The sequence below is a fragment of the Pseudomonas sp. MS646 genome, assembly GCF_036693845.1.
In the GTDB taxonomy this organism is placed as follows: domain Bacteria; phylum Pseudomonadota; class Gammaproteobacteria; order Pseudomonadales; family Pseudomonadaceae; genus Aquipseudomonas; species Aquipseudomonas chlororaphis_E.
Genome location: NZ_CP144763.1, coordinates 2,817,377 through 2,834,876 on the forward strand (window position 1 = coordinate 2,817,377; position 17,500 = coordinate 2,834,876).

General features: G+C 63.0%; 17 protein-coding genes. 2 read left to right on the top strand and 15 right to left on the bottom strand.

Annotated elements, in window-relative coordinates:
• Positions 1-60 precede the first annotated feature (60 nt).
• From V3H56_RS12445 to V3H56_RS12455, 3 genes are all read right to left on the bottom strand, one after another.
• Complete coding sequence (locus V3H56_RS12445; RefSeq protein ID WP_123579979.1) at positions 61-1,059, bottom strand: acyltransferase; 999 nt, start codon at positions 1,057-1,059, stop codon at positions 61-63.
• A 490-nt stretch (positions 1,060-1,549) separates the two neighbouring features.
• Positions 1,550-2,593, bottom strand: coding sequence for an LLM class flavin-dependent oxidoreductase (locus V3H56_RS12450; protein ID WP_047738111.1), 1,044 nt, complete (start codon positions 2,591-2,593; stop codon positions 1,550-1,552).
• Positions 2,594-2,774: 181 nt separating this feature from the next.
• Complete coding sequence (locus tag V3H56_RS12455) at positions 2,775-3,260, bottom strand: flavin reductase family protein (protein WP_042728204.1); 486 nt, start codon at positions 3,258-3,260, stop codon at positions 2,775-2,777.
• 306 nt (positions 3,261-3,566) lie between these two features.
• Here V3H56_RS12455 and V3H56_RS12460 point away from each other — a divergent pair, with 306 nt between their 5' ends.
• Positions 3,567-4,973, top strand: coding sequence for a cytosine permease (locus tag V3H56_RS12460; RefSeq protein ID WP_042728205.1), 1,407 nt, complete (start codon positions 3,567-3,569; stop codon positions 4,971-4,973).
• A gap of 300 nt (positions 4,974-5,273) precedes the next feature.
• Here the strand turns inward: V3H56_RS12460 and V3H56_RS12465 are convergent, their stop codons facing one another.
• The 5 genes from V3H56_RS12465 to ribBA form a co-directional block, all read right to left on the bottom strand.
• On the bottom strand, positions 5,274-6,425 hold the full coding sequence (locus V3H56_RS12465) for an ABC transporter ATP-binding protein (RefSeq protein WP_047738112.1): 1,152 nt from the start codon (positions 6,423-6,425) through the stop codon (positions 5,274-5,276).
• 17 nt (positions 6,426-6,442) lie between these two features.
• Entirely contained in the window at positions 6,443-7,252 is an 810-nt protein-coding gene (locus V3H56_RS12470) for an ABC transporter permease (protein WP_042728207.1), read from the bottom strand.
• 6 nt (positions 7,253-7,258) lie between these two features.
• Entirely contained in the window at positions 7,259-8,203 is a 945-nt protein-coding gene (locus V3H56_RS12475) for an ABC transporter permease (protein WP_199925066.1), read from the bottom strand.
• Positions 8,188-9,213 carry an ABC transporter substrate-binding protein gene (locus tag V3H56_RS12480; protein ID WP_042728208.1) on the bottom strand — a complete coding sequence of 342 codons (1,026 nt, stop codon included), beginning with the start codon at positions 9,211-9,213 and terminating at the stop codon, positions 8,188-8,190. The genes V3H56_RS12475 and V3H56_RS12480 overlap by 16 nt, the downstream gene beginning before the upstream one ends.
• A gap of 382 nt (positions 9,214-9,595) precedes the next feature.
• Positions 9,596-10,705, bottom strand: coding sequence for a bifunctional 3,4-dihydroxy-2-butanone-4-phosphate synthase/GTP cyclohydrolase II (gene ribBA / locus V3H56_RS12485; protein WP_042728209.1), 1,110 nt, complete (start codon positions 10,703-10,705; stop codon positions 9,596-9,598).
• Between the two features lie 83 nt (positions 10,706-10,788).
• On the opposite strand from ribBA, the gene V3H56_RS12490 reads away from it, so the two are divergent.
• Entirely contained in the window at positions 10,789-11,085 is a 297-nt protein-coding gene (locus V3H56_RS12490; RefSeq protein WP_042728210.1) for a DUF1330 domain-containing protein, read from the top strand.
• A gap of 143 nt (positions 11,086-11,228) precedes the next feature.
• Here the strand turns inward: V3H56_RS12490 and V3H56_RS12495 are convergent, their stop codons facing one another.
• The 7 genes from V3H56_RS12495 to V3H56_RS12525 form a co-directional block, all read right to left on the bottom strand.
• Positions 11,229-11,792: an NUDIX hydrolase gene (locus V3H56_RS12495; RefSeq protein ID WP_042728211.1), complete on the bottom strand. Its 564-nt coding sequence runs from the start codon at positions 11,790-11,792 to the stop codon at positions 11,229-11,231.
• A 1-nt stretch (position 11,793) separates the two neighbouring features.
• Complete coding sequence (locus V3H56_RS12500) at positions 11,794-12,546, bottom strand: GntR family transcriptional regulator (RefSeq protein ID WP_042728212.1); 753 nt, start codon at positions 12,544-12,546, stop codon at positions 11,794-11,796.
• 58 nt (positions 12,547-12,604) lie between these two features.
• Positions 12,605-13,009, bottom strand: coding sequence for a carboxymuconolactone decarboxylase family protein (locus V3H56_RS12505; protein ID WP_042728213.1), 405 nt, complete (start codon positions 13,007-13,009; stop codon positions 12,605-12,607).
• Complete coding sequence (locus tag V3H56_RS12510; protein WP_042728214.1) at positions 13,006-14,481, bottom strand: NAD-dependent succinate-semialdehyde dehydrogenase; 1,476 nt, start codon at positions 14,479-14,481, stop codon at positions 13,006-13,008. The genes V3H56_RS12505 and V3H56_RS12510 overlap by 4 nt, the downstream gene beginning before the upstream one ends.
• A 207-nt stretch (positions 14,482-14,688) precedes the next feature.
• Positions 14,689-15,174 (bottom strand): flavin reductase family protein, encoded by a 486-nt coding sequence (locus tag V3H56_RS12515; protein WP_042728215.1) that lies wholly within the window; start codon positions 15,172-15,174, stop codon positions 14,689-14,691.
• A 12-nt stretch (positions 15,175-15,186) separates the two neighbouring features.
• Positions 15,187-16,668: an aldehyde dehydrogenase gene (locus V3H56_RS12520; RefSeq protein WP_042728216.1), complete on the bottom strand. Its 1,482-nt coding sequence runs from the start codon at positions 16,666-16,668 to the stop codon at positions 15,187-15,189.
• Positions 16,665-17,498, bottom strand: coding sequence for an alpha/beta fold hydrolase (locus V3H56_RS12525; protein ID WP_338474697.1), 834 nt, complete (start codon positions 17,496-17,498; stop codon positions 16,665-16,667). The genes V3H56_RS12520 and V3H56_RS12525 overlap by 4 nt, the downstream gene beginning before the upstream one ends.
• Positions 17,499-17,500: the final 2 nt, after the last annotated feature.

Sequence of the window (17,500 nt, forward strand, 5' to 3'; positions counted from 1 at the left end):
AAAGCCCCCTCCGTGGCCAGGGCGCCGGCTCCCTCGCCGCGGTGATAACCGTTGTAGTGGCTACGTCACCGAGCTGCCAGTCGGCGCTGGCACGGTTTCACGCCGCACGCCGGTCCGCAAGGCATGGCGCAGCCTCAGTGCCGGCCGCTCGACCCAGTAATACGACACGCCGCTCAAGGCGAACGACAGCACCAGCACCGCCGTGACAATCAGCTCGCTGTATGCCACCGGCCAGAACGCGCGCAGTACATACATCACCACAAAGTGATTGAGAAACACCCCATAGCTGATGTTTCCCAACAGTTCATCCAACCGGTGGTACCTCAAGCGGCTCAGCAGGAACACGGCGGGCAGGCCCACGGCAATGCCGAGGGTGACTTCGGCGTTGAACGGGCGCCGGGCAATGACGCCCAGGACAATGGCCGCGAACAGCAAGGTGGCGATGATCGTGGTGATGGCCGCGATCCACAGCCCCTTTGCCCGAGCGCGGTACAAATAGCAGCCGCACAGGAAAATGAACAGCACCCCAGGCAGCAGGCGATAGCCATAGAGGTCGGTGTTGATGTAGCCCAGCGCCGCTACCAGGAAGACCGTGACCGATACCGCGAAGGCAATCCCCCGGCTCTTGTAGAGGATCAGGAAGGGGATCAGCAGGTAGAAGCACATTTCCAGCCCGAGGGACCAGGCTGGCGGCAGGATCTCGGGCACGGTGATGCCGAACATGTAGAAACCCAGCGGCAGGATCGGCAGGCTGGTGGCGATGTTTTCCAGGGTCAGGGCCTCTGCCTGGGGCGTTCCGGGCAAAAGGAAGTGGATCACCAGGCAGGACAGGACGAAGTACAGCAGGAACTGCGGGTACAACCTCAGCAGTCGATCCAGGTAGAACAGGCCGACGTGCCTGGCTGTGCCGTAATTGCGCTCGATCAGCGAAGTCATCACGAAGCCGCTGATGATCAGGAAAGACACGACGGCAACGACGCCAGGGTTGAACCCCATGAACGTCACGCCCATGTGCGAAATGGCCACGAGCAAGGCCAGCAGCAGACGATAAACCCCCACGCGCATCATCCTTAATCAGAGTTGATCCGTTGTGGCAGACGTTATTGGGGTTTTCCGGCGCTGAACAGCGGCGCGACCGGCGACGGCAGTGGAGTGGGGAAGATTGTCACATTTGACATCATCTGTTCGCCGCGGCGTGTGCTTCGCCAGCGGGCTTGCTCCCACGTGCCCAACGGGGACACGTGTGGGAGTGGGTTTGCCCGCGAAAGCGGAGTGTCTGTCATGCAGATGTTGGATGTGCCGCCGTCTTCGCGGGCAAGCCCGCTCCCACAGGTCTTGCTGGTTTTATGCAATGGCTGCGTATACCCCAAATCCCGTGTGGGAGCGGGCTTGCTCGCGAAAGCGGTATGTCTGCTATGAAGATATTGAATGTGCCGCCGTCTTCGCGGGCAAGCCCGCTCCCACAGGGTCAGGTGGTGCATGCAAAGGCTGCGTATACCCCAAATCCCGTGTGGGAGCTTGCTCGCCAACGCTGGCGACTCACCGCGACTCAGCGAAACGCTGGCACTACGTGCTTGATGAACAGCTCCAAAGATTTTTTCTTCTCAGCGTGAGGCAAGCTGTTGTCGCACCAGAAGCTGAACTCATCGACCCCCAGTTCCTGGTAGTACTTGATGCGCGGAATGATTTCTTCCGGTGTGCCGATCATGGCGGTCTTGTGCAGGCTCTCCAGTTCGAACTCCGGGCGACCGGCGAACTTTTCCTCGGGGCTGGGCGCCAGGAAGCCATTGACCGGGGTTTGCTTGTTGCCGAACCAGGCGTCGAAGGTGCGGTAGAACTTGGCGATCGCCTGGGCGCCGACTTTCCAGCCCTCGGGGTTGTCCGCCGCGTGAACGTGGGTGTGACGCAGCACCATCAGTTGCGGGCGCGGAACGTCGGGGTTGTTGTCCAGGGCCGCCTGGAACTTGTTCTTCAGGTCCAGGACTTCTTCGTCGCCCTTCATCAGCGGCGTGACCATGACGTTGCAGCCATTGGCGACCGCGAAGTTGTGAGAGTCCGGGTCGCGGGCGGCGATCCACATCGGTGGGTGCGGCTTGCGGATCGGCTTGGGCACGCTGGTGGAGGTCGGGAATTTCCAGATCTCGCCGTCATGGGCATAGTCGCCTTGCCACAGGGCGCGGACCACCGGAACCATTTCCCGCAGGGCCTGGCCACCGGACGAAGCCGGCATGCCGCCGGCCATGCGGTCGAACTCGACCTGGTAGGCGCCCCGCGCCAGGCCGACTTCCATCCGGCCATTGCTGATCACGTCCAGCAATGCGCATTCACCGGCTACCCGCAATGGGTGCCAGAACGGTGCGATGATGGTGCCGGCGCCCAGGTGAATGGTGGTGGTCTTGCCGGCGAGGTAAGCCAGCAGCGGCATCGGGCTGGGCGAGATGGTGTATTCCATGGCGTGGTGTTCGCCGATCCACACGGTACTGAAGCCGCCGGCTTCGGCCAGCAGGGTCAGTTCGGTCAGGTCTTCGAACAACTGGCGGTGGCTGACGCTTTCGTCCCAACGTTCCATGTGTATGAACAGCGAGAATTTCATGACGCTTACCTCGGATCTTTTTGTTGGCGGCCTGTCGTTTGCGGGCCTGTTGCCTGGGACGAGCGCGGGGCTCCCGGGTGTTCTCGCAAGGCCGCGCGGGGTAGGGGTCGACGGCGGCCTGGCTGATTGATTATTGGTATACCATAATACGGAATATCTACAAAATATTTCTACCAGCCCGTCAAGCCGGAACGGGCAGGGCACCCATCTTGCCGTTGCAGTAAACCAGGGGGCTGGTGCGCTGCTCAGGCACGATCAGGTTTTTCACGGCACCCACCATGATCGCGTGGTCACCCCCTTCGTATTCGCGCCACAGTTCGCACTCGATCACCGCCGTGGCGTTCGCCAGGATTGGGTTGCCCAGGGCGCTCAATGTCCACTCGATACCTTGGGCCTTGTCCTTGCCCTTGCGGGCAAAAGCATAGGCCTCGCTTTGTTGACCGCCCGACAATACATGGATGGCGAAGCGTTTGTTCTTGATCAGGACCGGGTAGGAGTCGGAGCTGTAGTTCGGGCAGAACAGCACCAGGGCCGGGTCCATGGACAGTGAGCTGAAGGCACTGGCGGTCAGGCCGACGACCTGGCCATCCTCGTCCAGCGTGGTGATCACCGTCACACCGGAGGGAAACGAACCCAGGACTTGTTTATAGATGGCGGCGTCGATCATTGCGCGGTCCTCGTGTGAAGCGGTTTTTATAGGTTTGTAGGTCTGATGGTATACCGTAATACATTCATTGCAAGGTCTTTTTCGGTGAATCGATGAACGTTATTCGTAGCGTTTTGAGTCAATGATTACGGGGGTTTCACTTAGGGCGGCCAGGCGGGATAGCGGATCAGTTGGGCGCCGAAAGAGCGGATCAGTCTTGTGAAAGTGTTGGAATACCATAATATGGTGTTCATCTGAGAGGCGCCCAGAGTGCCTCCGGTTTGGCTTCATACAACGATAAGAACAGACAAACTCGAGTTCATGCCTATGTCCCAGATGTCCCGGCAAGACCCGTTGATCGAGAACCATACGGTCGACTACGTTCCTCTCGCAGAGCGCCACGGAAAGGCCCGCGACTTGTTCACCCTGTGGTTCAGCACCAACATTGCGCCGCTGCCCATCGTCACCGGCGCCATGGTGGTCCAGGTGTTCCATCTCGATCTGTTCTGGGGGTTGCTGGCGATTGCGCTGGGACACCTGCTCGGCGGCTCGGTGATTGCCCTCGCGTCAGCCCAGGGACCGCGCATGGGGATCCCACAGATGGTCCAGAGTCGCGGCCAGTTCGGTCGCTATGGCGCGCTGTTGATTGTGTTCTTCGCGGCGCTGATCTACGTCGGGTTCTTCATTTCCAACATCGTCCTGGCGGGCAAATCCATCGTTGGCATCGTGCCGTCGGTGCCGGTCCCGGCCAGCATCCTGATGGGTGCCCTCGGTGCCACGGCCATCGGTGTGATCGGCTATCGCTTCATCCATACCCTGAACCGCATCGGTACCTGGGTGATGGGCGGTGCGTTGTTCGCCGGTTTCTTCTACATCTTCGTCCACGACCTGCCAGCGGACTTTTTCAGCCGCGGCGGCTTCAACCTGTCCGGCTGGCTGGCCACGGTGTCGCTGGGGATCATCTGGCAGATCAGCTTCTCGCCCTATGTCTCGGACTACTCACGCTACCTGCCGGCGGATATCGGCATCGCCCGGCCGTTCCTGGCCACCTACCTGGGGGCGACGCTGGGCACCATCCTGTCGTTTGCCTTCGGCGCGGTGGCCGTACTGGCAACCCCCGAGGGCACTGAAGCGATGGCGGCGGTCAAACAGTCCACCGGTTGGCTGGGGCCGATTCTGATGGTGCTGTTTCTGCTCAACATCATCAGTCACAACGCCTTGAATCTGTATGGCGCGGTATTGTCGATCATCACCTCGATCCAGACCTTCGCCAGCCAGTGGACGCCGAGCGTCAAAGTGCGAGTGGTGTTGTCCGGCGTCGTGCTGGCAGGCTGCTGCGTGGTGGCGCTGGGGGCTTCGGCGGACTTCATTTCGCAGTTCATCGGCTTGATCCTGGCCTTGCTGCTGGTGCTGGTGCCATGGGCGTCGATCAACCTGATCGACTTCTATGTGATCAAGCGCGGCCACTACGACATCGCCTCGATCTTCCGGGCCGACGGCGGGATTTACGGGCGCTTCAACCTGCATGCGATCGTGGCTTACTTCATCGGGATCATCGTGCAGTTGCCGTTTGCCAACACGTCGCTGTATGTCGGGCCCTACGCCAACCTGGTGGACGGTGCCGACCTGTCGTGGCTGGTGGGCCTGCTGGTGACCTGCCCGCTGTATTACTGCCTGGCGACCCGCGGCCAGGCCCAGCGGCGTGCGGCGGCGCGACTGGGTTACACCGACTGATTCAAGCACTGTTTGATCGAATGCCCGGCTTTTTGCCGGGCATTCTTGTTTGGGTGGCTGCAAAACGGTAGGAGCGGGTGGGTGTCCACAAGTCTCAGATACACCCTAGAACCTGTGGGAGCGGGCTTGCCCGCGAAGGCGTCGGCACATTCAGTATCAATGCAAATGGGCCCACCGCTTTCGCGAGCAACCTCAGCTCTTGCCCCCTCACCAAACAAAAAAGGCCGCCGCAACCCGACGTTGCGGCGACCTTGAGGGTGACATCTTTGAGACGGCCCACCGAAGTGGGCCAGTAGGGGATCAGTGCGCCCCGGCGGCCTTGTTCAGGTCACTTTCGGCCCATTGGGTGTAGACGCAGGCGTCGGCGGTGGCCCAGCGCACGCGCACCGGGTCGCCGGCCTTGAGCGGCATGCCCGCGGCGGACAGCGCCTTGACGGTCATGGCGGTGCCGCCGGACGTCACCACGCTGCAGGTCTGGCTTTCGCCGAGAAACAGCACTTCCACGACCTTGGCCGACACCTCATTCCAGCCTGCCGCAAGCGGTTGTTGCGCGGCCTGCTCGGTGCTCAGCGCCAGGGCTTTTTCCGGGCGGACCATCAGCAGCACATCCTGCTCGGTTTGCAGGCCGGCAGTCAGGCGAATCGACAGCGACTGGCCTTCGAAGCTCGCCACGGCGTTGCCCTGGGCCTTGAGCTTGAGGAAGTTCGAGTTGCCGAGGAACGACGCGACGAAAGCATTCGGCGGATTCTGGTAGAGGTCGTAGCCGCTGCCCAGGCCGACGATCTTGCCGTGGCTGAAAATGGCGATGCGTTGGGACAGGCGCATGGCTTCTTCCTGGTCGTGCGTCACGTAGACGATGGTGATGCCCAGGCGGCGGTGCAACTGACGCAGTTCATCCTGCAGGTCTTCGCGCAGTTTTTTGTCCAGGGCGCCGAGGGGTTCGTCCATCAACAGGATGCGAGGCTCGTAGACCAGCGCCCGGGCAATCGCCACGCGCTGTTGCTGGCCGCCGGAGAGTTGCGAAGGGCGGCGATGAGCAAATTGTTCCAATTGCACCAGCTTGAGCATCGCGTCGACCCGGCGGTCGCGTTCGGCCGGGGCGAGTTTGCGGATCGCCAGCGGGAACGCGATGTTGTCCCGTACCGACAGGTGCGGGAACAGCGAGTAACGTTGGAACACCATGCCGATGTCGCGCTTGTGCGGCGGCACGTTGACCAGGGATTTGCCGTCCACCAGGATCTCGCCGCTGCTGGGGGTTTCAAACCCGGCCAGCATCGACAGCGTGGTGCTCTTGCCCGAGCCGCTGGAGCCGAGGAAGGTCAGGAACTCACCGTCCTGGATCTCCAGTGAGATATCGTCCACGGCGGCGAAGTCGCCGTAGTGTTTGTTCAGGTTGCGCAGACTGACCAGGGTCTTGTTGTTCTGTTGTGCAGGGTCTTTGACAGCACTCATCGTGTTCTCCTAGGCGCTCAGGCGCTGATTTCATTGCGCCGGCGCAGGGCGGCGGCGATCACCATCACCAATACCGAGAGGCCGATCAGCAGCGTCGAAGCGACGGCGATCACAGGCGTCAGGTCCTGGCGCAGGGTGGTCCACATCTTGACGGGCAAGGTTTGCAGGGTGGGGCTGGCCATCATCACGCTCAGCACCACTTCGTCCCACGACACCAGGAACGCGAACAGCGCACCGGCGACCATGCCCGGGCGAATCGCCGGAAATGTCACCTTGAACACCGCTTGCAGGCGCGAGGCACCGCAGATCACCGCCGCGTCCTCGATGGACTGGTCGAACAGCTTGAGCGAGTTGATGATCGAAATGATGGTGAACGGCAGCGCGACGATGACGTGGCTGACCACGAACGCGAACATCGTCCCGGTGTAGCCGAGCTTGAGAAACAGCGCATACACCGCCACGGCGATGATCACCAGCGGCACGATCATCGGCAGGGTGAACAGGCCATAGAGCATTTCCCGTCCGGGGAATCGTCCGCGCACCAGGGCAAAAGCCGTCGGCAAGCCCAGCGCCACCGCGCAGACCGTGGTCAGCAGGGCGACCTTGAGGCTGGTCAGCGCGGCGTTCATCCAGTCCGGGTTGGAGAAGAACTGGCCGTACCATTTGAATGTCCAGCCCGGTGGCGGGAACACCAGCCACTGGGAGGAGCCGAACGACAGCAACACGATGAACACGATCGGCAACAGCAGGAACAGTCCGATCAGGCCGGTGGTGGCGTACAGACCGAAGCGCATGCGCCGGCTCATGGCATTGGGAGTCAGGAGCATGACGGTTTACCTCGCGTGACTGGCGCCGACCGGGGATTCCGGCTGGAGCTTCAGGTAGAAGTAGAACAGCACCAGGGTGATGACGATCAGCAACGCGGCACCGGCGCTCGCCAGGCCCCAGTTGAGGAACGATTGCACCTGCTGAATGATGAACTCGGGCAGCATCATGTTCTGCGCGCCGCCCAGCAGGGCCGGCGTCACGTAGTACCCCAGGGACATCACGAACACCATCAACCCACCGGAGAACAGCCCCGGCCGGCACAGCGGCAGGAACACCCGGAAGAAGTTGGTCCACGGGCTGGCGCCGCAGATGGAGCCCGCCTGCAGGATCATCGGGTCGATGGCCTGCATGGTCGCTTGCAAGGGCAGGACGATGAACGGAATCATGATGTAGCTCATGCCGATCACCACGCCGGTGAGGTTATGCACCATCTCCAGCGGCTGATCGATGATGCCCAGCGCCATCAACGCCTTGTTGATCACCCCGGAGGCCTGCAACAGCACCAGCCAGGAGTAGGTGCGGGCCAGCAGGCTGGTCCACATCGACAACAGCACGATGTTGAGCATCCAGCGGCCCCAGCCACGGGGCACCAGGGTGATGGCCCAGGCCAGGGGGAACCCCAGCAGCAGGCTGAACAGCGTCACCAGCCCGGCCACCGAAAAGGTGTTGAACAACACCCGGGCATAGGCCGAGTTGGCGAACAGTTGTTCATAGTTGCCGAGCCCGGGCACCGGCTCCAGCACGCCGCGCAGCAGCAGGCCGATCAGCGGCGCCAGGAAGAACAGACCAAGAAACAGCAGGGCCGGGGCGAGGTTGCCGACCCCGCGCCAGCGCTGGGCCAGCGACGGGGCCTGTGCAGCGGCGGCCCGGGTGATTGGCACGCCGGCGGCGCCCGCAGCGCCCCCGGAGTGTTGGGTTGCCGTTGCCGACATTTTTATTTGACCAGCCATTCGTTCCACCGTGTCGCGATGTCCTGACCGTTCTTGGCCCAGTACGCGAAATCAAGCGTGATCTGATCCTTGGCGTAGGCGGTCGGCAGGTTGGGAGCGAGCACCGAGTCCAGGCGTGCGACGCTGTCGACGTTGACCGGCGCGTAGGCGGTCAGGTTGGAGAAATCGGCCTGACCTTTGGCGCTGCTGGCGTTGGCCAAAAACTTCATGGCGGCGGCCTTGTTTTTCGACCCCTTCGGAATCACCAGGATGTCGGCCATGACCAGGTTCTGCTTCCAGCTCACGCCAACGGGAGCGCCGTCCTGCTGCAGGGCATAGACGCGGCCATTCCAGAACTGGCCCAGGCTGGCTTCGCCGGACGCGAGCAGTTGCTGGGACTGCGCGCCGCCGCCCCACCAGACGATGTCTTTCTTGATGGTGTCGAGTTTCTTGAAGGCGCGATCCAGGTCCAGAGGGTAGAGCTTGTCTTGCGGTACGCCGTCGGCCAGCAGGGCCAGCTCCAGCACGCCAGGGCTCGGCCATTTGTACAGGGCGCGCTTGCCGGGGTAGGTCTTGGTGTCGAACAGTGCGGACCAGTCCTGCGGCTTGCCGGAACCGAGCTTGCCTTCGTTGTAGCCGAGGACGAAAGAGAAGTAGAACGAACCGACACCGTGATCGGAAACGAAGCGCGGGTCGATCTTGTCCCGTTGGATGACCGAGAAGTCCAGGGGTTCGAGCAAGCCTTCAGACGCTGCACGCAAGGCGAAGTCCGCTTCCACATCGACCACGTCCCATTGCACGTTGCCGCTTTCGACCATGGCTTTGAGCTTGCCGTAGTCGGTGGGGCCGTCCTGGACCACGGTGATGCCGCTGGCCTTGCTGAACGGGTCGGCCCAGGCCTGCTTCTGCGCGTCCTGGGTACTGCCGCCCCAACTGACGAAGTTGACGCTTTCAGCGGCCATCGACGCCTGGCTGGCGACGCTCAGCAGGCTCGCAAAAAGAACGGCGACTGCACTTTTCTTCAACACCATTTTCACGCCCTCATTGTTGTGTTTATTGAGCGGGCTTGTGTGTGCCCGCTTATCGGGAGCTTAGGTCCATCGGGTTTTGCGGCTGACCGTGCCAAGGGCGGGTTGAATGCGCGTTCCCTGCCGGGTGCGCTTGGCTGGAGCGTTCGGTCTATGGAATATCATATTATGGTATTCCAAACTTTCTGCAAGCACTTTGCCTTACCGGTTATCTGCCTGAGGACAGATTTTTTCTATCTTCCTGTGAATGAATACTCAGCCCCGGCGGTGATCCCCGTGTGGGAGCGGGCTTGCTCGCGAAGGCGGTAGACCTGCAAATGGCTGTCCCTCGAAGGCCGCCTTCGCGAGCAAGCCCGCTCCCACAGTGATCCGCGTTAGCTTCGGCTCATCCGGTAAACGGAATGCTCTCCACCACCTCCAGGTCATACCCCGTCAACCCCGCATACTTGAGCGGTGGTCCCAGGTGTCGCAACTTGCCGACGCCCAGGTCCTGGAGAATCTGCGCGCCGGTGCCTACTTCAGAATAGATGCGCGATTGGGATCGGCTGAACTGCCTGGGAGGCTGGGTGAGCTGTGGAACGCGTTCGAGCAGCGCCTGGGACGATTCGTGGTTGGCCAGCACGACCACCACGCCACTACCTTCCTCGGCGACCCGTTGCAGGGCGGCCCACAGCGTCCAGTTGGACGGGCCGTTGTATTCGGCGCCCACCAGGTCCCGCAGCGGGTCGATCACGTGCACCCGCACCAGGGTCGGTTCGTCTCGACGAATGTCGCCCATGACCATCGCCATGTGCACGCCACCCTCGATGCGATCCTCAAAGGTGAACAGGCGGAAGGTGCCATGCACTGTCGGCAACTCACGCTCACCGATGCGCACCACGGTGTGCTCGGTGCTCAGGCGGTAGTGGATCAGGTCGGCGATGGTGCCGATCTTGATGCCGTGTTTGCGGGCGAAGATTTCCAGGTCCGGACGGCGGGCCATGGTGCCGTCATCGTTCATCACTTCGACGATCACCGAAGCGGGCGTGAAACCCGCCAGGCGCGCCAGGTCGCAACCGGCTTCGGTGTGCCCGGCGCGGGTCAGCACGCCACCTTCCTTGGCGCGCAGCGGAAAGATATGCCCCGGTTGCACGATATCGGCAGGGCCGGCATCAGCCGCCACGGCGGCCGCGACGGTGCGAGCCCGGTCAGCGGCGGAAATACCGGTGGTCACGCCCGTGGCGGCTTCGATGGACACCGTGAACGCGGTGCTGAACACACTGCCGTTGCTCGGCACCATCTGTTCGAGGCCCAGGCGCTGGCAATGCTCGTCGGTCAGGGTCAGGCAGATCAGCCCACGGGCTTCCCGGGCCATGAAGCTGATGGCCTGGGCGTTGCAGCAGTCGGCGGCGAGCAGCAGGTCGCCTTCGTTTTCGCGGTCTTCGTCATCCACCAGCAACACCATCTTGCCCAGGCGGTAGTCTTCGATGATTTCCTGAATGCTGTTAAAGGCCATGTCGGGCTCTCTTGTGCTTTATGGAGTGCTTGATGAAAACAACTTGTGGTATACCATAATACAAAATAAACCGAGAGGTCACTATGAAGGCGTACTGGATTGCTCATGTGGATGTCACCGACCCCGATCAATACAGCCAATACACCCAGCGGGCGCCCGCGGCGTTCGCGCTGTACGGCGCGCGCATGCTGGCCCGGGGCGGGCGCAGCGAGGCAATGGAAGGCAGGGCGACGCCGCAGCGCAGCGTGGTGATCGAGTTCGACTCGTACGAACAGGCGGTGGCGTGCTATCACTCGCCGCAGTATCAGGAGGCCAAGCGCCACCGCAAGGACGTGGCGCAGGCCGAAGTGATCATTGTCGAGGGCGTGGCGCCTGTGTAGACGTGGATGCCAGATCATTCACTGTGGGAGCGAGCTTGCTCGCGATGGCGGTGGGTCAGAAAAAAATCATCTACTGACTCACCGCCATCGCGAGCAAGCTCGCTCCCACAGAGGATTTCACAGGCTGGGCTCCACAAGGGTGATCAACGAATGAAGTGGATCTTGCCGCTGTCGTCGTTGCCGATGTAGATGCCATAGACGCCGGCCTGGCGTTCCTCGATGTAGCGTTCGAGGATCTGCCGGATGGCCGGGTAATAGATGCTGTCCCAAGGGATGTCCTGCGGGGCGAAGAATTGGCAGGCGAGGGTTTCGGGGCCGAACTGGCCGGTGATCTCCAACGCGACGGCGCGGAAGATGATGTAGACCTCACTGATCTTCGGCACGCTGAAGATCGAGTAGGGCGAGACGATGTCGGCGCGCACGCCGGTTTCTTCCCAGACTTCGCGCAGCGCCGCCTGTTCGGTGGTCTCGTTGCCTTCCATGAACCCGGCCGGCAGGGTCCAGGTGCCGGGACGTGGTGGAATGGCGCGCTGGCACAACAGGTACTTGCCGTCCTGCTCGATGATGCAGCCGGCGATGATCTTCGGATTGACGTAGTGGATGTAGCCACAGCCGTCGCACATCAGCCGTTCATGGGTATCGCCCGCTGGCAGGCGGTGATTCAGGTCACTGCCGCCACACTTTGGACAAAAGCTCGGGCTGAACATGTCAGTGGCCTATGCGAGGTTCTTTCAGGGCGATGGGCGCGGTGATCTCGGGGATGTCGCCGGTTTCTTCCTGCTTGCGCTTGAGGTACTCCAGCGCCACCTTGGCCGCCGCACGCACGTGGTCCACCGAGGCCTGGTGGGCGGCCAGCGGATCGCCGCTCTTGATCGCCTCGACCATGCGTTCCATTTCCTGGTTGCTCGCGCCGCGGCGGTTTTGCTGGGACACGGACGTCGCCCGCAGGTAGCTGATGCGTGCCTGCAACTGCCGTAGCTGGGTGGCCGCCACATGGTTGCCGGAGCCTTCGAGCAGCACGTCGTAGAAGCCCTGCACCGAATCGATCACCTGTTGCAGCTCGCCCTCCTTGAGGGCCTGGCGGTTTTCCTCGAGGGCGCGCTCAAGGGCCTTGATGTCCTTGGCCTTGGCCCGCAGGGTGAACAACTGGACGATCAGGCCTTCCAGCACGCAGCGCAGCTCATAGATGTCGACGGCGTCGGCCAGGGTGATGATCGCGACCCGCGGGCCCTTGGCGTCGGCGAATTCCACCAGGCCTTCGGATTCGAGGTGGCGCAGGGCTTCGCGCACCGACGTGCGGCTCACGCCCAGGCGATCGCACAGGTCACGCTCGACCAGGCGATCTCCCGGCAAAAGCTGGAAGTTCATGATGGCGCTTCGCAATTTATCCAGCACGATTTCGCGCAGGGTAACGGGGTTGCGATTGACCTTGAAGCTGTCGTCGAGTGGCAGGCGTTTCATGGGGTCCGCTCTGTAGTAAGGCTGTCCATGCCCAACGGGCAACATCTGCACGGTCAGGTCAAACAGCCGAAGGTTGACTGGAGGCCTCGGCGTCGGCTTCGGCAAAGGCTTCACGGGCAAGTCGGAAACTGTCTACCGCCGCGGGAACGCCGCAATAGATACCGACCTGAAGCAAAATTTCGCGTATTTGCTCACGACTCAGGCCGTTACGCAAGGCGCCACGCACATGCAGCTTGAGTTCGTGCGGGCGATTGAGCGCCGAGATCATCGCCAGGTTGATCATGCTGCGCTCCTTGAGGGACAAGCCCTCGCGCCCCCATACATGGCCCCAGCAGTATTCGGTGACCATTTCCTGCAACGGTCGGGTGAAGTCGTCGGCGTTCTCGATGGAGCGCTTGACGTAGGCCTCGCCGAGCACCTGGGTGCGGATCCTGAGGCCCTGTTCGTACTTGTCGTTGCTCATCGCGCCATGCTCCCACTGTCTTGGAGTCCACCCATGAGGGTGTATTTGAGTTCCAGGTAATCGTCGATGCCATATCGGGAGCCTTCGCGGCCCAGGCCCGAGGTCTTGATCCCGCCGAACGGGGCGACCTCGGTGGAGATCAGGCCCTCATTGATGCCCACCATGCCGTACTCCAGCGCCTCGCTCATGCGCCAGGCGCGGCCCAGGTCGCGGGTGTAGCAATAGGCGGCGAGGCCGGAGTCGGTGTCGTTGGCCATCTGCACGGCTTGCGCTTCGGTGGCGAAGCGAAAAACCGCCGCCAGGGGCCCGAAGGTTTCGTCCCGGGCGACTTTCATTTGCGGGGTCACGCCGGCCAGAACCGTCGGCTGGAAGAACCCATGGCCCAGGGCATGCCGTTCGCCACCGCAAAGCAACCGGGCGCCGTGGGCGAGGGCGTCCTGCACGTGCTCCTCGACCTTGGCGACGGCCCGTTCGTTGATCAACGGGCCCTGGGTCACGCCTGCCTCGAAGCCGTTGCCGACGGTCAGTTGGGCCACCCGCTCGGACAAGCGTGCGACGAAGGCATCGTGGATGCCGTCCTGGACCAGGAAGCGATTGACACAAACGCAGGTCTGCCCGGCATTGCGGAACTTGGCGACCAGCGCACCGTCCACGGCCCGTTCCAGGTCGGCGTCGTCAAACACGATGAAGGGGGCGTTACCGCCCAGCTCCAGCGAGACCTTTTTCAGGGTCGGTGCGCACTGGGCCATGAGCAACTTGCCGATGGCCGTGGAGCCGGTGAACGAGAGCTTGCGCACCTGCGGGCTGCTGGTCAGCTCGCCGCCGATGGCCACGGCGTCGCCGGTGATCACGTTGAAAATACCGGCCGGGATCCCGGCCTGTTCCGCCAGGACCGCCATCGCCAGGGCCGAGAACGGCGTCTCCGGCGCGGGCTTGACGATGCACGGGCAGCCCGCGGCGAGGGCCGGGCCGGCCTTGCGGGTGATCATCGCAGCAGGGAAGTTCCAGGGCGTGATGGCGGCCACCACACCGATGGGCTCCTTGCTCACCACAATGCGCGCATCGTCCTTGTGGCTGGGGATGGTGTCGCCGTAGATGCGCTTGGCTTCTTCGGCAAACCATTCGATGAAGCTGGCGGCGTAGAGAATCTCGCCCTTGGCTTCGGCCAACGGCTTGCCTTGTTCGAGGGTGAGGATTTCTGCCAGCGCGTCGGCGTGTTCAAGCATCAGCCCGTGCCAGCGCTTGAGGGCCTGGCTGCGGGCCTTGGCGGTCAGCCCGCGCCAGGCTGGCCAAGCCTTGTTGGCCGCGGCGATGGCCTGGCGAGCGTGGGCGGCGCCCAGGTTTGGCACCCGGCCGATCAACTCGCCATTGGCCGGGTTGAAAATGTCCTGGCAAGCGCCATCGGGCGCCTCGAGCCATTGGCCGTCGATATAGGCCTGCTGGCGGAACAGTTGCAAGGCTGCTGGGCTCATGCCGGCTCCTGAAATAAAGATAGAAAAGTCACTTCTGGCTCCCTGTGGCGAGGGGATTTATCCCCGTTGGGCTGCGCAGCAGCCCCAAAACCTGCCTGCTCAGTTGACCTGACGCACCGGGGCAACAGCTTCAGGGCCGCTTCGCGCCCCAGCGGGGATAAATCCCCTCGCCACAACAAGGTTCGGCTCAGGACCCTCTTGGCCTGTTCAACCCAGCGCGGGCAGAGCGCCGAGCTTGCCCTTGTGGTAGATCATCGGCGTGACCGCCTGCTCGGGCAGGATCAGGTGCTTCACGGCGCCAACGATGATGGCGTGGTCGCCGCCGTCGTATTCGCGCCACAGCTCGCATTCGATGATCGCCGTGGCCTTGGCCAGGATCGGGTTCCCGAGGTCGCTCAGGTGCCAATCGATGCCGTTGGCCTTGTCCTTGCCCTTGCCGGCGAACGCGTACGCTTCGGCGGTCTGGTCGGCGGACAGCAGGTGGATGGCGAACTGCTTGCTGTCGCGCAGGATCGGGTAGGTGTCGGAGGCATAGTTGGGGCAGAACAGCACCAGCGCCGGATCGATCGACAGGGCGCTGAACGCACTGGCGGTGATGCCGACGATGTTCCCGTCCGGGTCCAGGGTCGTGACCACGGTGACGCCGGATGGGAAGGAGCCCATGACTTCTTTGTAAATGCCGGGTTCGATCATTTCTCAGGACTCCTAGCGCATCACGAACGGGTCAGGCATGGGAGCCTGGGAAAGGTTGATCCACACCGTTTTCAGCTCGGTGTAGGCCAGCACCGAATCGATGCCGCTTTCGCGTCCATAGCCGCTGTTCTTGAAGCCGCCGATCGGCGCCATGGCCGAGACCGCGCGGTAGGTGTTGACCCAGATGATCCCGGAGCGCACGTCACGGGCCAGGCGATGGGCACGGCCCAGGTCGCGGGTCCAGATGCCGGCAGCGAGGCCGAACTGCGAGTCGTTGGCAATCGCCAGGGCCTCGGCTTCGTCCTTGAACCGGATGACCGAGGCCACCGGGCCGAAGACTTCTTCCTGCATGATCTTCATGGAATTGCGGTCGCATTCGAACAGGGTTGGCTCATAGAACCAGCCGTCACCCAGCTGCTGCGCACGCTTGCCACCGAAGCGCAGGCGCGCGCCTTCGGCGATGGCATCGGCCACCAGGCCTTCGACCACGGCCAGTTGCTGCGCGGTGGCCATCGGGCCCATTTCACTGTCGTCGTCCTGCGGATTGCCGAGGCGGATGCGCTTGGCGCGTTCCTCCAGCCGCGAGACGAACTCGTCGTAGATCTCGTCCTGCACCAGCAGCCGCGAGCCGGACACGCAGCTTTGCCCCGAGGCCGCGTAGATACCCGCGATTGCCCCGTTGATAGCGCTGTCGAGGTCGGCGTCGGCGAAGATGATATTCGGCGACTTGCCCCCCAGTTCCAGGGACAGCTTGGCGAAGTTCTCGGCGCTGCTGCGCACCACGTGACGGGCCGTGGCCGCGCCACCGGTGAAGGCAATCTTGCGCACCAGCGGGTGGCGGGTCAGGGCCGCGCCGGTGCTCGGGCCGTAGCCGGTCACGACGTTGACCACGCCAGGCGGGATCCCGGCTTCCAGCGCCAGGCGGGCCAGTTCCAGGATCGTCGCCGAGGCGTGTTCGGAAGGCTTGATCACGATGGTGTTGCCGGCGGCCAGCGCCGGGGCCAGCTTGATCGCGGTCAGGTACAGCGGGCTGTTCCAGGGGATGATCGCTGCGACCACGCCCATGGCTTCGTGCACGGTGTAGGCAAACAGGTCCGGTTTGTCGAGGGGCAGGGTGCCGCCTTCGAGCTTGTCGGCCAGGCCCGCGGTGTAGTGGAAGAACTCCGGCAGGTAACCGACCTGGCCACGGGTTTCGCGGATCAACTTACCGTTGTCGCGGCTTTCCAGCTGGGCCAGTTGTTCTTTGTTCTCGGCGATCAGGTCGCCCAGGCGCCGCAGCAACTTGCCGCGAGCGGTGGCGGTCAGGCCGCGCCATGCCGGGCTGTCGAAGGCGGTCTGCGCCGCCTGCACGGCACGCTCGACATCGGCTTCGCCAGCGTCGGGCAGTTCGGCCCAGGCTTGCGCGAGCGCCGGGTTCAGGCTTTCGAAGGTCTTGCCGGACAAGGCATCGACCCATTCACCGCCGATGCACATCGAAAAGCGTGCGAGAGTCATGCAACGATCCCCTTGATTGGATTGGGTCGGGCGTACGCCTTGTCGAGAAATTGCAGCAGCAACTGATTGACCAGGCGCGGCGATTCTACCGGCATCATATGCCGTTGCTCGGGGAGCACGGCAACGTCGGCACCGGGAATGCGCGCGGCCAGTTGCTCGGCCATTTCCGGGGTCGAGCCCGGGTCCAGTTCGCCAGTGGCAATCAACGTCGGCACCTGGATGCTGCCCAGGTCGTCGGCGCGGTACATGTCCTGGGTGGCGAACAATTCGTAGGTGGTCAGGTAGCCTTGCGGGTCGTTCTGCGCCAGGGTCTGGCGCAGCGCGGCGATCTGCGCCGGGTTGGCTGCCTGGTATTCGCGACTGAACCAGCGCGACAAGGCGGCCTCGGCGTTGGCGTCCGGGCCGTGCTCCGCGGCCTGGGCGGTGCGGGCGATGACCCCGGCGCGCTGCTCGGCACTGCGGTTGAACACGCTGTTGAGCACCACCAGGCCTTGCAGGCGTTGCGTGTAATGCAAGGCAAACGCACGGGCCACCAGGCCACCCATGGAAAAGCCGATGACCGTGGCCTGGGGCAGTTGCAGGTGATCGAGTAGCTCCAGCAACTGATCGGCGTAGCCCAGCAACGACGTGCCGTTCTGCGGACGCGGGCTGGCGCCATGGCCGAGCATGTCGTAGGCGATGACACGGTACTTCGTGGCCAGGCCGACGACTTGGCCGCCCCACATTTCTTTGTTCAGGCCCACGCCGTGGATCAGTACCACGGGCTGGCCTTGGCCGGTCGCCAGGTAACTGGTGCCGGCCGGGGTGAGTTCAGCGGTGAGCCGAATCATGG

What these genes read in the sequence shown, in the direction of transcription:
- V3H56_RS12475 (WP_199925066.1), bottom strand. Translation starts at nt 8,203, where the DNA reads ATGGCTGGTCAAATAAAAATGTCGGCAACGGCAACCCAACACTCCGGG.
- V3H56_RS12515 (WP_042728215.1), bottom strand. Translation starts at nt 15,174, where the DNA reads ATGATCGAACCCGGCATTTACAAAGAAGTCATGGGCTCCTTCCCATCC.
- V3H56_RS12465 (WP_047738112.1), bottom strand. Translation starts at nt 6,425, where the DNA reads ATGAGTGCTGTCAAAGACCCTGCACAACAGAACAACAAGACCCTGGTC.
- ribBA (WP_042728209.1), bottom strand. Translation starts at nt 10,705, where the DNA reads ATGGCCTTTAACAGCATTCAGGAAATCATCGAAGACTACCGCCTGGGC.
- V3H56_RS12500 (WP_042728212.1), bottom strand. Translation starts at nt 12,546, where the DNA reads ATGAAACGCCTGCCACTCGACGACAGCTTCAAGGTCAATCGCAACCCC.
- V3H56_RS12455 (WP_042728204.1), bottom strand. Translation starts at nt 3,260, where the DNA reads ATGATCGACGCCGCCATCTATAAACAAGTCCTGGGTTCGTTTCCCTCC.
- V3H56_RS12505 (WP_042728213.1), bottom strand. Translation starts at nt 13,009, where the DNA reads ATGAGCAACGACAAGTACGAACAGGGCCTCAGGATCCGCACCCAGGTG.
- V3H56_RS12480 (WP_042728208.1), bottom strand. Translation starts at nt 9,213, where the DNA reads ATGGTGTTGAAGAAAAGTGCAGTCGCCGTTCTTTTTGCGAGCCTGCTG.
- V3H56_RS12510 (WP_042728214.1), bottom strand. Translation starts at nt 14,481, where the DNA reads ATGAGCCCAGCAGCCTTGCAACTGTTCCGCCAGCAGGCCTATATCGAC.
- V3H56_RS12460 (WP_042728205.1), top strand. Translation starts at nt 3,567, where the DNA reads ATGTCCCAGATGTCCCGGCAAGACCCGTTGATCGAGAACCATACGGTC.
- V3H56_RS12525 (WP_338474697.1), bottom strand. Translation starts at nt 17,498, where the DNA reads ATGATTCGGCTCACCGCTGAACTCACCCCGGCCGGCACCAGTTACCTG.
- V3H56_RS12495 (WP_042728211.1), bottom strand. Translation starts at nt 11,792, where the DNA reads ATGTTCAGCCCGAGCTTTTGTCCAAAGTGTGGCGGCAGTGACCTGAAT.
- V3H56_RS12490 (WP_042728210.1), top strand. Translation starts at nt 10,789, where the DNA reads ATGAAGGCGTACTGGATTGCTCATGTGGATGTCACCGACCCCGATCAA.
- V3H56_RS12450 (WP_047738111.1), bottom strand. Translation starts at nt 2,593, where the DNA reads ATGAAATTCTCGCTGTTCATACACATGGAACGTTGGGACGAAAGCGTC.
- V3H56_RS12520 (WP_042728216.1), bottom strand. Translation starts at nt 16,668, where the DNA reads ATGACTCTCGCACGCTTTTCGATGTGCATCGGCGGTGAATGGGTCGAT.
- V3H56_RS12470 (WP_042728207.1), bottom strand. Translation starts at nt 7,252, where the DNA reads ATGCTCCTGACTCCCAATGCCATGAGCCGGCGCATGCGCTTCGGTCTG.